This window comes from Marinicrinis lubricantis, assembly GCF_042658665.1.
GTDB classification, from domain to species: domain Bacteria; phylum Bacillota; class Bacilli; order Paenibacillales; family KCTC-33676; genus Marinicrinis; species Marinicrinis lubricantis.
Genome location: NZ_JBHSQV010000186.1, coordinates 23,321 through 38,136 on the forward strand (window position 1 = coordinate 23,321; position 14,816 = coordinate 38,136).

The 14,816-nt window shown below is 50.4% G+C and carries 13 protein-coding genes; 2 read left to right on the forward strand and 11 right to left on the reverse strand.

Translation table 11 applies throughout. The features are described from left to right. Nucleotides 1-54 precede the first annotated feature (54 nt). Together hxlA and hxlB are read left to right on the forward strand one after the other, a co-directional pair. A complete protein-coding gene (gene hxlA, locus ACFPXP_RS21340; protein ID WP_379896489.1) occupies nt 55-687 on the forward strand; it encodes a 3-hexulose-6-phosphate synthase in 633 nt (210 codons plus the stop codon). Nucleotides 688-692: 5 nt separating this feature from the next. After that, nucleotides 693-1,250, forward strand: coding sequence for a 6-phospho-3-hexuloisomerase (hxlB, locus tag ACFPXP_RS21345; protein ID WP_379896490.1), 558 nt, complete (start codon nt 693-695; stop codon nt 1,248-1,250). Nucleotides 1,251-1,333: 83 nt separating this feature from the next. Here the strand turns inward: hxlB and ACFPXP_RS21350 are convergent, their stop codons facing one another. From ACFPXP_RS21350 to ACFPXP_RS21400, 11 genes are all read right to left on the reverse strand, one after another. Continuing rightward, complete coding sequence (locus ACFPXP_RS21350) at nt 1,334-2,293, reverse strand: sugar-binding transcriptional regulator (RefSeq protein WP_379896491.1); 960 nt, start codon at nt 2,291-2,293, stop codon at nt 1,334-1,336. A gap of 39 nt (nt 2,294-2,332) precedes the next feature. Continuing rightward, the gene (locus ACFPXP_RS21355; protein WP_379896492.1) at nt 2,333-2,947 is read right to left on the reverse strand and encodes a histidine phosphatase family protein; all 615 of its coding nucleotides are present in this window, start codon (nt 2,945-2,947) and stop codon (nt 2,333-2,335) included. Then, the gene (locus tag ACFPXP_RS21360) at nt 2,944-4,425 is read right to left on the reverse strand and encodes an FGGY-family carbohydrate kinase (protein ID WP_379896493.1); all 1,482 of its coding nucleotides are present in this window, start codon (nt 4,423-4,425) and stop codon (nt 2,944-2,946) included. Before ACFPXP_RS21360 ends, ACFPXP_RS21355 begins: the two co-directional genes overlap by 4 nt. 14 nt (nt 4,426-4,439) lie before the next feature. Further along, entirely contained in the window at nt 4,440-5,441 is a 1,002-nt protein-coding gene (locus ACFPXP_RS21365; RefSeq protein ID WP_379896495.1) for an NAD(P)-dependent oxidoreductase, read from the reverse strand. A gap of 53 nt (nt 5,442-5,494) precedes the next feature. Further along, nucleotides 5,495-6,319 (reverse strand): glycerophosphodiester phosphodiesterase, encoded by an 825-nt coding sequence (locus tag ACFPXP_RS21370; protein WP_379896496.1) that lies wholly within the window; start codon nt 6,317-6,319, stop codon nt 5,495-5,497. Next, nucleotides 6,309-9,287 carry a family 78 glycoside hydrolase catalytic domain gene (locus ACFPXP_RS21375; RefSeq protein WP_379896498.1) on the reverse strand — a complete coding sequence of 993 codons (2,979 nt, stop codon included), beginning with the start codon at nt 9,285-9,287 and terminating at the stop codon, nt 6,309-6,311. The genes ACFPXP_RS21370 and ACFPXP_RS21375 overlap by 11 nt, the downstream gene beginning before the upstream one ends. A 24-nt stretch (nt 9,288-9,311) precedes the next feature. Continuing rightward, complete coding sequence (locus tag ACFPXP_RS21380; RefSeq protein WP_379896500.1) at nt 9,312-10,199, reverse strand: carbohydrate ABC transporter permease; 888 nt, start codon at nt 10,197-10,199, stop codon at nt 9,312-9,314. 11 nt (nt 10,200-10,210) lie between these two features. Then, entirely contained in the window at nt 10,211-11,152 is a 942-nt protein-coding gene (locus ACFPXP_RS21385; protein ID WP_379896501.1) for an ABC transporter permease, read from the reverse strand. Nucleotides 11,153-11,231: 79 nt separating this feature from the next. Then, nucleotides 11,232-12,905: an extracellular solute-binding protein gene (locus ACFPXP_RS21390; protein ID WP_379896503.1), complete on the reverse strand. Its 1,674-nt coding sequence runs from the start codon at nt 12,903-12,905 to the stop codon at nt 11,232-11,234. 332 nt (nt 12,906-13,237) lie between these two features. Beyond that, nucleotides 13,238-14,446, reverse strand: coding sequence for a copper amine oxidase N-terminal domain-containing protein (locus tag ACFPXP_RS21395; RefSeq protein WP_379896504.1), 1,209 nt, complete (start codon nt 14,444-14,446; stop codon nt 13,238-13,240). Further along, a complete protein-coding gene (locus ACFPXP_RS21400) occupies nt 14,412-14,744 on the reverse strand; it encodes a hypothetical protein (RefSeq protein ID WP_379896506.1) in 333 nt (110 codons plus the stop codon). The genes ACFPXP_RS21395 and ACFPXP_RS21400 overlap by 35 nt, the downstream gene beginning before the upstream one ends. Nucleotides 14,745-14,816 lie beyond the last annotated feature (72 nt).

Consider the following 14,816-nt stretch of genomic DNA (forward strand, 5'->3'; position numbering starts at 1 on the left):
CGCTGTTATGCTGTGTATAGATCGATCGAATACCATGACAGGAGTGAAGTTGAAATGGAATTGCAGCTAGCATTGGATCTTGTGAATATCCCTGAAGCGAAACAAGTGGTTGCTGAGGTACAAGAATATATTGACATTGTGGAAATCGGAACACCGGTCGTAATTAATGAAGGGCTGAGAGCGGTCAAAGAAATCAAAGAGGAGTTCCCTGCACTTAAGGTGCTGGCCGATTTGAAAATTATGGATGCAGGCGGCTATGAGGTCATGAAAGCTTCGGAAGCCGGAGCCGATATTGTAACGGTATTGGGTGCAACAGATGATGCCACGATTATAGGAGCTGTCGAGGAAGCGAAGAAGCACGGCTCCAAAATTTTGGTGGATATGATTAATGTGAAAGATCTTGAAAAACGCGCACAGGAAATCGATGCGCTAGGCGTAGATTACATTTGTGTTCACACGGGATATGACCTGCAGGCGGAGGGAGAAAGTCCTTTTGAGCAGCTGCAAGTTATTAAGCAGGTTGTAAAAAACGCTAAAACCGCGGTAGCGGGCGGCATCAAGCTAGCAACACTGCCAGAGGTTGTTCAAGCGAAGCCGGATCTAGTAATTGTCGGCGGCGGAATTACCGGCCAGCAGGATAAAAAAACGGTTGCAGCTGAAATGCAGCGGCTTGTAAAGCAAGGGTAATATATATGGAAACGGTAAAGTATGCTGCGACGATATTAGAAGAGCTGCAGCGTTCCATTTCCTTCGTGAACAATGAAGAGGCGGATGAATTTGTAGAGCAGCTGCTTCAAGCACGTAAGGTATTTGTAGCCGGAGCAGGACGCTCAGGTTTTATGGGGAAATCGTTTGCGATGCGGATGATGCACATGGGTCATGATGCATATGTTGTTGGAGAGACGGTTACACCGGGCTTGGAGCAGGGGGATCTTCTTGTTATCGGCTCTGGATCAGGTGAAACGAAGAGCTTGGTAGGAATGGCTGAAAAGGCAAAGCAGATTGGAGGAAAGGTCGCACTCGTCACGATCTTTCCGGAATCGAGGATTGGAAGCTTCGCTGATGTGATAGTAAAGCTGCCAGGATCACCTAAGGACCAAGAGCAAAACGAATATCATACGATCCAGCCGATGGCTTCTTTATTCGAACAGACGCTGCTGCTGTTCTATGATGCAGTGATCCTTAAATATATGGAGCGAAAAGGAATAGAAAATGTAACCATGTTCGGCAGACATGCCAACCTAGAATAATCGACAGATCAGAATGGGGCGGTCTCATTTGAGTAGAAAATATCTACCTTTTGAGACAGCCCCATTCTTCGTTGATTCATTTTTTAATCCGAGGCTAGAAGCTCTTTGGCGGTTTCTTCCGTCGTAATGAGGATATTTACTAGGCGGCCATGTACCGCAGCTCTGATGGCACGAGCCTTCTCCAATCCATGTGCGATTCCGATTCTAAGCTCAATGCGCAGGAAATCGGCTGGGGTTATGCCAATGACGCGTTCGCTCAGCTGTTCACAAGCAAAGTGGCCATTTTGATCATAAAAATGAAACGTAATATCGCCTGCCAGCCGAGAAGATGCCAGCTCGTCGTGAAGGTCTGGGGCGAGATTGGCAGAGATGATCGTGGCGTCTGTGCCTGTATGCCCGATCCCGACAACGGCCGCATTCACCTGCTTGGCTTCCTCGATAATCTCTAAGATGCTCGGGTCGTCCAGAAAACGATTTTTGCTTTCGAGCGTAGAGACTACAGCCGGTGCAGGCAAAAATAACGATTTGCCATGAAGCGCCCGTGACCACTGCTGGATTACGGAGGTTGCAGGAACGAGCTCTTCTTTAGCACCTAATCCGCCTGATAATTGAATGAGCTTTACATCCGGGCGAGGGTCGCACAGATGCATCTGGGTTCCGATCGAATAAAGCGTTCTGCCCCAGCCCAAGCCAACTGCTCCGTGGGTGGGAAGCACGGAATTTAAGTATGTGCTTGCCAACGTTTCAAAAGAATAGCCCGAACGGTCGTCAGAGCGTAAAACGACACAGTCCTTAAGATGAGACGTCTTTAGAATCTCCGATTCAAGCGATGCACATCTCCAGCTTTCGAGATCGGAAGAAATTCGAAATTGCACGATGCCTTCTTCTCTCGCCTCACTGAGAAATCTAGCGACGGATGAGCGCCCTACATCAAGCTGTTCGGAGATTTCCTGCTGATTATATCCAAGAATATAATACATTCTAGCGACCCGTTCGAGGAAGCTCCTCTTTGAAACATGGCCTTTTTTAGAAGAAACGACCATAATCATCCTCCGGTCAGGTTTTTCAATTCATGAAAGGCTTCACAGCGCATGCGGCTTGCCGTTAAACTGCAGCAGTTTCAGGACGCCTTCCGGTGCTGTTTCCAAAACACATACGCCTGTATTGTGCAGCACTAATTTTCGATACGCCCGTAACGGCATTTGCAGGACGCCGGTTAGAAAAATACGAATGGCCGCACTATGGCTGACGATGACGATATGCTCCCCGCTATGGCGGGCGCATAACGCATGAATGCATTGCTCATAACGATTATACAACTGCAAAGCGTTTTCACCAACCTCACCGGCGGGAAAATCTTCAGGCTGGCGGAACCAGCCGCTCCAGCTGTGCGGATACTGCTGCTCGATTTCCGGCTGTGTTAAGCCTTCCCATCGTCCGTAGTTGATTTCTTGCAAATCTTGCTCCTGCTTCACCGGCAGCTGGTGACGGTGGGCAATGAAGGCTGCGGTTTCGACCGCTCTTTGCAGCGTGGAAGCATAGATGTGATCGACATGAATGTCCTTCAGCCAATCAGCGGCCGCCTCCGCCTGCCGCCTGCCCGTTTCGGACAGCGGGATATCGGAATGTCCACAGAACCGGTTGTTCGCAGCATTCCATTCGGTTTCACCGTGACGCAACATAATTAATCGAGTCATCGATTCGCATCCTTTCGAAAAGAAGATAGATAGCCCTTGTCCGACAGCTGCTGAATGAATGCTTCGTAGCGCTCTGCGTACTGCTGCTGCAAGGACGCGCCGCTTGGCTCAATACGGCGGTCTAGCACAACCATCTGGGACCCGGCCTCCTGCAAATTGCTGTAATGGGTTCGGGAAGCCGCCAGGACAGCTGCACCGGCAGAGCCAGAAGCGTGTTTCATTTTCAAAATCGGCACTCTCATCACATCGCTTCGAATTTGGAGCCACGTTAAGCTGTTGCTTGCTCCGCCCGCCGTATAGACTTGTCCGACTTTCTGCCTGGAAAGCTCTTCTACCAAGTGATAAGCCATGCGCTCGATATAAGCGGTTCCTTCCATTCGGGCGGCAAATTGCTCCGCCCTCGTTAAATGGGAGGGCTCGAAGCCTTCGGCATGGGGGGCTGTGAAGGGAAACCGTTCGCCATGCTGCTTGAGCGGGTATGCAAGCCAAGGGGTAGGAGTGAGCAGAACCGCCTCTTTATTGAGCTGGTCCAATTCGTGATCGCTATAGTCGAGGGTGACCCAATCCGCCCCCGTATTGCTTGCCCCGCCGGGCATCCAATAGCCGTCAGGATGTCTATGGTTATAAATGCGATGATGCGGATCGTCGATCGGGTCACGAGTCACCCCTTTTAACACCAAGGTCGTACCGATGGTCGTATTCCAATCGCCAGGCCGAAATGCGCCGGAGGCGATTTGGGAAGCGCAGCTATCCGTCACGCCAACCGTTACATGAGCGGTGGGCGGGAGGCCTGTTAATTCGGCAACGTCCTTCGTCACAGGGCCGAGTATGGTGCCGGTAGGGACCACCCCAGGAAGCGAGCTTCTCGGGATGCCGAGCGCGTCCTGAATATAATTCGGCCACCTCCGGTTCATCAGATCGTACCCGGACTTTAGGCTGTTCGTTTCGTCCGAAACGCCCCAGATGCCGCATAGGCGGCCTACAATGAAATCGGCAGCATGAATCCAATAGGCCGCTTGCTCCGCCAGCATAGGGCAGGCATGCTGAAACCAAACCATTTTCGAGAGCCCGGAGGAGCTGTTGAAAGCGGTGAAAGGTACACCCGACTGTTCCGCCGCATGACAGCATGTCTTGGCGAATTCATGTGAACGCTGATCACTGTACATGATGGCTTTGGATAGGGGACGATGATCCCGATCCAGGGGGATGACCGTTCCGGAGGTCGAGGATACCGTGATGGAATGGATTCGGGTCAGTGCATTTCGCTTCTTCAGATCCATCACGACGTGCTGCAAGCAAATCACGACTGATCGCCACCAATCCTCCGGATCCTGTTCCTGCCGCAGCACTTGATGGGGATGATGCGATGTGAACGGGGAAGCGTAACTTGCGCACAGCTCGCCATGTTCTAATAGCCCCGTTACTCTTACCCCTTGTGTGCCGATATCAATTCCTAAGAAAGCTAGCTCCGTCTGCATTTTATTCTCCTCCGTTACGATGCGGTATGATGGGCTTGTACCTCCGGATTCACCAAATACTTAGGAGGCTGGTGCTTCTGTTCCCAGCTGTGCAGTGCTTCGAGCATGATTTCTGCATGGTGCTTGTCCACTTCGAACGTGTTGCCTGCAATATGCGGTGTAGCAGATACGTTCGGCAGGTTCATCATTTCGTAATCCTCATCATCAGGAGGCTCGGCGTAAAACACATCCACAATCGCACCGCTAATGGAGCCTTCCTTCAAAACTTGGAATAACGACTTTCGATCCACGACGGCAGCTCTTGCACTGTTGACAAAGATAGCGTCCGGCTTCATTTGCCGCAGAAGCCTGCTGTCAATGCTTCCAATGGTTTCCTTCGTCACGGGCAGGTGAATCGAAACAATATCGCTTGTGGCAAATACATGCTCAATACGGGTCGAACGGTAATCCGGATCCGGCGAAGCGGCAAGATAGGGGTCAAAGTATTGGATTTGGCAGCCGAAAGCCTTCAATAACTGCGCGATTCTTCGGCCTACACCGCCTAATCCGACGAGTCCGACCGTTTTACCCGATAGTTCTGTGCCTCTAAATTGAAGGTAGGAATCGTGGCTAAGCCCCGTCCAACTGCGCTCCTGCAGCCATCTTTTGCTTTCAGGTATTTTTCGAAGCATAGAGATGATTTCCGCCAGCACGTATTCGGCGACGGCTTGCGCATTGCGGGCCGGTGTATGGAACACCGGGACATGATGGCGGGTTGCAGCGGCGAGATCGACATTCGAAGGAGTGCCGCGGCATACACCAATAAACTTCAAATCTATTTGTTCAAAAACGGTAGAGGTAACCGTGTCATGTTCAATGATCAAAGCATCGGCATCCGATTCGCTCAGCAATTGGATCAGCTCAGACGGGGAGAACGGATGATTGTTGGTTTTCCAAGGGCGGTAAATGACGCTTCCAAAACGCTGCAGCTTGAGGATATCTTCCTCTTCAAAAGGTGCAGTAACTAATATGTTCATAGGATTCAGCCTTTCGTACGATGGATTAATAAAAATGAAATCACCTGCAAGGGTTACGTGCTCTTTTGCCAGGAGCGAACGTATGTCACGAATAGGGAAGGCTCATCGGTTGCAAACCACTGGATGCCCAACTGAAGCAAGAGATGTATAGACCGCTCATCAAAGGAAAAGGGCAGCACCTCTAGCTCGATACCGCAGGAGGAGGTGACCTGTAGAGCGTATTCCAGAAATTCAGGCTCAAGTGTATATCTCCAGTCCCCTTGGGGGTCGTTTAAGAGATTCAGATGAAGCTGTACTTGATCGAGTCCGTCAAAGGATGACCGGCGGGCAAGCTCAAACTTCTCCTTGATCTGCTCCGCCTTGCCCCCGATCCACAGCATGCTTCGGACATCGGAAGCGATTTGCTTCATTCGTCTGCAGTTGTCCTGCAGGTGATGGGTGAAGATGACTTGGCGGTTGACTCCATACTGGTCAATGAGCTTGCCGAGTTGAACTAAATCCACTTGCTTGAGGTCCAGGTACATCATTCGCTCCGGTCTTCCGCTCATTTCTGCAAAAACGTCTTGAAGGGAAGGGACGGTTTCCCCGCGAAAACGATCGTCAAACTTCAAGCCAGCATCCCAAGGGCGAATTTCATCGAAGGTTAGATCTGAGGCGGATGTGTCCTTTATGCTTGAAGGGGCAGTTGTCGTCCTTGCCAATGTATCATCATGGAGACAGATGATTACGCCATCCTTGGTTGTACGCAGGTCGGCTTCTGGAATACCGCCAAGTGCCCAAGTATATCGATTGGCGGCCATCGTATTATCGGGTGCTTCATGCGCACCGCCGCCGCGATGCGCCTGCCACCAAATCGTCCGAGTCTGTTCATACATCATAGGATCCCGTCCTTTTGAGTATCATTTCGCCCTCATATCCATCTGGGAGCTTGGCCTCGACCTCCACCTGCGGCGGTGCCGAGATTTGAAGCTTCAGTTTGTGGTCATCCGTAAGGCGCCAAGACACATCGATACGTCCCGAATCCGGCAGAGGAACGCTGCCGCGAGCCCACGTCAGCCCGCATGGATTTGGCTGAACCGATACTTTACGCCAACCGGACGCTTCCCCGCGAACCCCTAACACATAAGAACCGAGAAAATAGGGAGGAGCTGCCGACCATGCATGGCAGTGGCTTCGTGTGAGCTGCTGCGGATGATCCTCGTCGATATCGACCTTCGGATACATTTCCCAGCACGTCGTTGCTCCATATTGGATCATCCGTCCATATTGATAACGGATATCGTCTACCATCTGGTCGAATTCACCGATCTGTGCTAAGGCCTCGTAATAAAAGAAGGACATGAACGGACTTCCGATCGGCACGAACGTCTCGGGCGGTGAAACCATATAGGAGGCAAGCTTTCGGTGGCGGTCTCCTTCGGCGATGCCGCATAACAAGGCAACGACCTGTGTCTGCATGCTGAAGATGTCCGAGTGCCTGCCGTCTCCGTGAATGCAATCGAGATAAGCCTCCATCTCGTCTGACCAGAGCACCGCGTTCACAGCGGATTTGAGCTGCTTTGCCTGTTGTCTGCAGACATCTGCGTCCTCCGTGGCCTGAGCGATTTCGGCTAAATCGGCAGCGGCATGGAGCGCCCCCACAAGAAACATATTTTGATGTGTGACAACGCCATGCCTAGGCTGGTCAATCGGAGCCCAATCCAAGAAGTTCCAAGCATGCATGAACAGCAGTCCGCGTTCATCCAGCAGCTCCATGTAATGAGACAGGGTATGCTGTACCTCCGGCCATATCGTCCGGACAAAGTCCTCGTCATTCGTTCGCTTGTAATATTCTAAGCAGGCAATGACCCAGAAGAAGGTCCAGTTCGGGATGACACTGTTGAAACCGCTGGGCACTTGGTCGACAAGCAGCGGAGTTTGATAGCGAGAGCCCGGCACAAGCTGCAGACAGCGCTTGATGAATTCCTCGCTGCCGAATAAATAATAGGCAATTAGCGCTTCATTGCGGCTGTCCCCTACCCAAAACGCTTGTTCAAAGCTGGGGCAGTCGACGAACGTATCCTCCATGCACAATTTCGTGGTATGCTGGCTGATTTTCCAAATTTCATTCAGCATCGCATCGGAGCATTGAAACTGGCCGACTTCGGCGATCGGATAATGGTTCAGTTTCATATGAAGGTCGTACAAGCGAACAGGGCGGCTGGCCTGCCGGACGGTCACAATGATATACCTGAATCCTCTGCGGATGGGAGAAAGGTATTGCTGCCTTCCTTCACGGCAAATATACCGGATGGAATTTTCTAAGTAATGCATATGCTGAATCCAGCCGTCCCGCATATATTCAAATCCATACAAGTCCACGATTGTCCCTTCTCCTGCATCCAGCTCGAAAGATATGTAGCCGGACATCACTTTTCCGAAGTCAATAATGAGTTCGGTATCCGCACCGCTATACACCGGCAGGACGGCAGCAAGAGGCGTAGCCATGACGGCTTGCTGGAGCTGCGCCTGAACTGGATGCTCGGTCGAGACCTTTTTCCAAGCGGACAAGGAGATGACGGCATCCTCACTCACAAGCTGCAGCGGAACGGGACGAATCCACTCTTTCCATTCCATCAGTTCATGAGCTGTTCGGGACTCTCCCGCGCTGCAAAATATCTTAAATTCCTGTTTATCCTGTGCTGCCTCCGCATCGATTGCTTTCTCGTCACGAGCGCCGCAGGCCGCGATGGCACGGTGCTTCGCTTGTGCATCCGTTCCAAATTGATGGTCGATATATTCATATTGATAGAATGGCCCGATGGATACAAAGGGAGAATAAGCTGCTTCGTCTGTCAAAGGGGAAACAAGCTCGAACGGAAGCTCGCTGTCCATGCCGAGAAACAATCCGCGGCCGTGATCCTGACCAATCAGCTCCACCATGAAGAGGTTATCTCCCTGGTGCAGCTTCACCTCGAGCGGCCCGGACATAAGCTGCTCCCTTGTAAATCGTTCGCCGTTGAGGATGAGACCATGAACATGGGGCGAACGATATGTGAATCCAACCTTCGCTGTCCCGGATTCATCCGCTCGGACGACCGTCGCGATATAGCCGGCGTAGCCATAGGCATTCGCATGCTCCTCGCTTCCGGGCGCCATCTGCGTGCGAGTGTCAATGATGGTCGTCCAATCAACGGGACGGACTTCATGCAGCGATTCCACTCTGGAAGGATATGCGTCTGTTTCACTCATCAGTGGAATATCTCGCGGGATCAGCTTCTTCCACGGCTCCATCCCTGGCTCCCCGATGACGGTCGCATGCTCCCATGCAGCATCATTGTATTCGGGCAGGACCCATGCTTCATCCCAGTTCCGGGCATCGATTCGTTCGGCAAAGCCCTGCTGGAACGACATGCGCGGGACGCGCGAATGCTGCCCGAAGTGGCGGGATACTTTCCAGCTTGCATCCGTCGTGAGAATCGCATCACAATGGTGGTCTGAATCAACAACGTTCAGCTGAGCGATCAGGCCGCCGCGTCCCAGGAGGTAAGAATAAGTAGAAATGCCAAAATGCATGACGAGTACAGCGATGGTATTTTTTTGATCCTTTTTCAATAGATGCCCGACTTCATACGTATCGTAGACTTGCTCCAACGGCCAGCATCGAACGGGTCCGCGGCCAAGCTGCGTGCCATTCACATACAGCACATATCTGGAATCTGCGGTAATGGATAATGTCGCATGCTCCGCTTCCGCTGCCGATACGGTAAACTCCTTGCGAAAGCACCACCATTCATTCCTTGGGCTCTCTTCATAGGCATTCCAAATCCATTGGGCCTGCCAGCTTATCGCTTGATCTTTCATCATCAACACCTCCACAGATCGTTGGTTTTAGCCTTTTACGCTTCCTAGCACAATGCCTTTCATAAAGTATTTTTGAAGAAACGGATATACCAGCATGATCGGGAGCGAGCCTAGGAAGATTTGGGCAGCCCTTGTCGTGCGTTCCGACACATTTTCCAGCTGATGTATAGCATCCATTGCCCCAAGCGCGGTAAAGTCAAGCTCGATAATAATCGTGCGCAAATACGTTTGAAGCGGATAGTTTTCCGGGGAATTCATATAGATCATCCCGTCGAACCAGGAATTCCAATGCCCGACTAGATTGAACAGCAATAAAGTAGCGAGGGCGGGAATAGACAGCGGCAGCATCACTCGCCACAGAATCGTCCAATGCCCTGCTCCGTCGATGTGGGCGGCTTCTTTCAGTTCTTTCGGGATGCCTCGGAAGAAATTGAGCAGCATCATGACGTGGAAGACCGGTATCGCACCAGGCAGCACGAGAGCCCAAATGGTATCCATTAAATGAGTTTCTTTGACGATCATGTAGGTCGGAATCAGTCCGCCGCTGAACAGCATCGTAAATACGATGATCCATGCGTAGACCGTACGCATAGGAAAGGTCTTGACTTCCTGGGACAGGGGGTAAGCGAGCAGAATCACCATGACCAAGTTGAGGGCTGTACCAAGGACGACCTTTTGCAGAGTCACACCGATCGATCTGAAAAATTCCGGTTTATTTAAGACATATTCATAAGCATCCGTTGTAAACTGCAGCGGCCAAAGCGTCACTGCTCCCGCGTCCGCTTCTAAGCTGGAGCTGAAGGAAACGGCCAATACGTGAATGAGCGGAATGATGCATAGGATGCCGAGCAGCGTTAAAAACAAATAATTGAACCATTGAAATATCGTTGCGGAGATTGTTCGATCTTGTACCATAGCGCCTCCAGCTAAAAAATTCTATAGTTTGCGATGCGATAAGCTAAGAAGTAGGAAATAGCAATGAGTATGAGCGATACGACCGATTTAAACAGGCCAATTGCCGTAGCCAAGGAATATTTCGCCTGCAAAATTCCCGTACGATATACCAATGTATCGATAATGTCACCTGTTTCGTAGACGGCAGGACTGTATAGATTAAAGACCTGGTCGAATCCAGCGTTAAGAATGCTCCCTAAGCTCAATGTCGCTACTAACACAATGATCGGAGCCATGCCTGGCAGCGTAATATGCCAGATTTGCCGTAAGCGGCTTGCCCCGTCAACAACGGCAGCCTCGTACAAGTTCGGATTGATGCTCGTTAACGCTGCTAAATACACAATGGTGCTGAATCCAAAGTCCTTCCATAAGTCTGTCGCTACGAGGACGTAGGGGAATAAGGATTTATCTCCGAGAAAGAATATAGGGTCTACTCCGAACCAGCCTAATACGAGGTTCACAAATCCGGTGGAGGGGGACAGGATGTCGATCAAAATCCCTCCCAGGATGACCCACGACAGGAAATGCGGGAGATAGATCAACGTTTGGAACGTTCGTTTAAAGAACGATTTCCGGACTTCATTAAGCAGAATGGCCACGATGATCGGAAAGATTTGCCCCGCGATTACCTTCATGATGGAAATATAAAATGCATTCCAGACGACCTGCGTAATATTGGGCAGCTTCATAATATAAGCAAAATTGTCCCATCCGACCCATTCCGACCCTCGAAACCCGAGCGCGGGCTTGTAATCTTGGAAAGCCATGACGATGCCGAACATCGGCAGGTACTGGTAAATGAATAAGATCAGCAATCCAGGGATCAGCATCAGGTGCAGCGGCCATCTGGAGTGGAGCGACTTTTGCGAAACAGGCAGCAGCGTGCCGGACCGTGTTTTTCGTATTGGAAGCATACGATTTTCTCCCTATTTCATAGTTTTGAAGAGGTTTCAGAGAGAACGAGATCGTTCTCCCTGAAAACCATAGCGTGAGTTATTCCGTTTTTGAGCTTTGGTACCATTCGTTGACTTCCGCAGTAATGTCATCACCGCCGAGGCTTTTCCAATCTTGGACGAAGGCATCGAACGTATCGATCGAGTCTCCCATGATGATTTTCGTGAAGGTGGTTGCAGCCAAGTCGCTTAAAATACTGCTGTTATCCACCATTAAATCGGTAGGCAGACCGACGTATTGATCGGAATAGAGCAAATCCTTCTCGATATAATCATTCACGAGCGACAGGGAGCCTTCCGGTCCGAAAATATTGGCGTATTTCCACATTCCCTCTTCTCCAGCCTGATACTGCTTAATTTGCTCATAATGCTCCAGCTGTTCCGGATTGAGCTTGTCCATGCTTCCTGTTTCGAAGGCTTCTTTGATATTCAAATAATTGTTTAAGTTTTTCCTAGCCCCGTAGGTACGGACGACTTGATATTTGTGAGACGGATGGTCATTGTCATAGTTGAAGCGGGTATCCGCTGTTTCACCGAAGAACTTCTCAGCGAATAAATTCATCATTTTCACAATCGCTGCGGGATTTTCATTGTCTTTGCTGGAAACGAAGTATACCGGCGGATTGTGGGATATTTGCGGCCGGGCAGGCTCATTGTCAATGGAAAGGAGCGGATAATACTGCCACTCCGCATTCGGATCCTTGTCCTTGCTTTGCTGCAGCGGATTCAGAGGCTGTGACATCGTTCCATAGAACATACCGAGCTTGCCTGCGATCACATCATCGCCAATGCCAGACTTTGCTGAGAATTCGGGATCAATAATGCCTTCTTTATACATTTGCTGCAATTGAGAGAGTGCTTCTTTCATTTCAGGCTGAATGAGTCCGTTGACGAGTCCATCTGATGCAGGGTCCTCAATCCAAATGTTGGTATAAGCATGATAGCCGTTAAAGAAGCCCATCAGTCCGCCGGCTGCACCGAAGATGTTCTGTGTGACCCCAAGTCCGAGCGTATCATCTTGGCCGTTTTGGTCTGGATCGTCTTCCTTAAAGGCTCTGGCAATTTCGATGATGTCGCTTAAGCTTTTCGGCTCGGAGAGTCCCAGATTGTTCAGCCAGTCTTTGCGGATCCAGATCATCGGAGCAGAATCAATCGCGGCCGTAACATAAGGAAGTCCCATCAGCTTTCCGTCAATCGTGGCCGATTGCAATCCGTTTCCTCCGTCTTCATTTAATTTTTCCTTCATGAGTGGTGTCGCGTGTGTCTCATATACATCGGTTAAATCGGCCAGCATTCCTGCATCGGCTAATTCTTTCAATTGGGCAGGTCTCACTTGGAAAATATCCGGTAAATCTCCAGATGCAATCGTCAGGTTCAGCTTCTCCCAATATTGAGAGGAATCCGTCACCCACAGGTTCTCGATTTGGATGCCGTATTCATCCATCAGCGCCCTCGTCCAGATGTTGTTGTCTAAGGAATCGCCTTCCGGGAAAGTCGTATTCGTTAATTGATCCCTTCCCATCGTGACCGTAATCGGAGGGTTGTATTTGCCAACGGGTTCAGCATTCGATTCATTCGAGCTGCTCTGCGGATTCGAATGGGAGGCGCTTGTGCCGTTCGCATTGCCATTGCCGCCGCCGGAGCAAGCCACATTGAATGCCAGGGTCAGCAGTACAGCTGCGGATAATACTTTTTTCACCAATAGATGCTTCATTGTCGTTATCACCCTTATCATAGTAATTAGAGGAAGAGGGACCGCTTCATCGTGAGGCTAAGCGATATTTAACGCATTAAACCACCCCTATTTTGGACATTTGTTCATATTTGAACAATTTGTTTATTTACTTATAGGGTATCAGTCTGTCCATAGGGAATAAACCAGATCAGGTTAACGGGATGTAAAATGAGTGTAAAAAATATCGTTTTCTGTTTAGGAAGCGCAGCGGATTAGAAAAGATGGTGAGGAATATTAAAAAGCCGGATGATCGCTGTACGAGCACAGCAATCATCCGGCTGATTCGAGTATAAGGTTAATGATTTTTGTTATTATTCGTTCGCAGACAGCTCTACCTCGATGAGCTGCTCCGCACTGTTCCAGATGATCTGGTTGCCCAGCGCTTCACTGGCGAAGCGGAGCGGGACCATCGTCTTCGTGCCGATAAACTGCGCTGGAACGCTCAATTCGATGGTGCGGCTTTTGTCTCCTTCCGTGACGGCAACGGACGGCTGGCCGACCACAAGCAGAATCGTTCTCGCGCCTTTCACGGCTTTAATCGACTTCGTCGCCTGATCGTAATGAACCGTCGCGCCTAATGCCTCAAATAAATCCCTCATGGGCAAGAGCGTTGTTCCGCTTTGAACGACCGGAGGCTGCTGCAGAGCAAGCGGCTCCCCATCGATTTCGACGCGAATCGGCGGTTTTTCATCTGAGTGCCATTGCATGACGAAAGCGCCATACTTGCTGCTGTTTCCAGTGACCGCATATTGATATTGATCGTTCAACGCGATGTCCTCGATACCGGAGCCCGCGGAGTATAGGGTATGCTCCCATAGCCTATTGCCGTTCGAGTCCACCTTCAGCATATAAGAGATTTGCTGGCCTGTGCTGCTGGCATCGCCGACCGTCAAGTATCCGCCGTCGACCGTTTGGATGACTTGCTTCGGCTCGATTTGGAAGTAGCTCCTGGAAAATTCAGGTTCGTAGATTCGAGTCCACGTGGTTTTTCCATTCGGGCTCAACTTCGTTAGTCCCAGTTTCTGTAGGCCGGTTCTCGCGGCAATGATCGTACCCCCGTCATTCGTCGGCTCAATCGAGAAGGCGTCCCCATCAATGTCCGACTTCCATTGTTCCTTAAGATCAGCATTCAGCTTGATGATGCGGGAACGGCTGTGATATTCCCCTTTCGCATCGGTCATATCATAATCGACCGAAACCACGTATCCGCCGTCATTCATGCGGCCGATTCGAGAAACGTAAATATAGGTTTCGTAAGTTTTCACTTCCGGAGATAAGGCGATGGTTTCGATGATTTCTCCATCCAAACCGACTTTCGTTAGTCCCACGTCTCCATTTGCATCCGAACCGATAATACCGGAGAACATATACCCGTCCTTCGTCTCGACAACGGACCGAATATGGTCACGCCCGCCTGCATAGATTTGCTGCCATAGCAGGTTGCCGCCGGGATCGACTTTTACAGCAATCGCTTCAACGGCTTCTTCATCTGATAAGTAGTGCGTTTGGCCTACGGCCAAATACCCCCCCGTCGCTTGTCTCGATGACCGCATAAGAAACTAACCCGGGGTAGTATGTATTTTCCCATTCTACGTTTCCGCTTTCAGAAAGCTTTTGCAGCATAAACATCTCATCCTTGTAGCCTGAAACGACCCATCCCCCGTCAGATGCCGCTTCGATAGCGTGGCCAGTACTGCCGAAGGAAGGCTTGTCTTCATACACCCAATCCTTGTTCACATTTGCGGCATTCGCAAAAGAAGCGAAAGTACTCCAGCCTAAGCTCACCGCAACTAGGGCGGCTAACCATTTGTTCCGCATTTGATTGCTCCTCTCTGTTGTATAGGCATAAAAGATCGCTACTATTTTACCATATAACGGATCGAAGGATAT

Bases quoted from the DNA above. Each gene is read 5' to 3' on its own strand.
- ACFPXP_RS21385 (WP_379896501.1), bottom strand. From the start codon at position 11,152: ATGCTTCCAATACGAAAAACACGGTCCGGCACGCTGCTGCCTGTTTCG.
- ACFPXP_RS21355 (WP_379896492.1), bottom strand. From the start codon at position 2,947: ATGACTCGATTAATTATGTTGCGTCACGGTGAAACCGAATGGAATGCT.
- ACFPXP_RS21370 (WP_379896496.1), bottom strand. From the start codon at position 6,319: ATGATGTATGAACAGACTCGGACGATTTGGTGGCAGGCGCATCGCGGC.
- hxlB (WP_379896490.1), top strand. From the start codon at position 693: ATGGAAACGGTAAAGTATGCTGCGACGATATTAGAAGAGCTGCAGCGT.
- ACFPXP_RS21350 (WP_379896491.1), bottom strand. From the start codon at position 2,293: ATGGTCGTTTCTTCTAAAAAAGGCCATGTTTCAAAGAGGAGCTTCCTC.
- ACFPXP_RS21400 (WP_379896506.1), bottom strand. From the start codon at position 14,744: ATGCGGAACAAATGGTTAGCCGCCCTAGTTGCGGTGAGCTTAGGCTGG.
- ACFPXP_RS21375 (WP_379896498.1), bottom strand. From the start codon at position 9,287: ATGATGAAAGATCAAGCGATAAGCTGGCAGGCCCAATGGATTTGGAAT.
- ACFPXP_RS21390 (WP_379896503.1), bottom strand. From the start codon at position 12,905: ATGAAGCATCTATTGGTGAAAAAAGTATTATCCGCAGCTGTACTGCTG.
- ACFPXP_RS21360 (WP_379896493.1), bottom strand. From the start codon at position 4,425: ATGCAGACGGAGCTAGCTTTCTTAGGAATTGATATCGGCACACAAGGG.
- hxlA (WP_379896489.1), top strand. From the start codon at position 55: ATGGAATTGCAGCTAGCATTGGATCTTGTGAATATCCCTGAAGCGAAA.
- ACFPXP_RS21365 (WP_379896495.1), bottom strand. From the start codon at position 5,441: ATGAACATATTAGTTACTGCACCTTTTGAAGAGGAAGATATCCTCAAG.
- ACFPXP_RS21380 (WP_379896500.1), bottom strand. From the start codon at position 10,199: ATGGTACAAGATCGAACAATCTCCGCAACGATATTTCAATGGTTCAAT.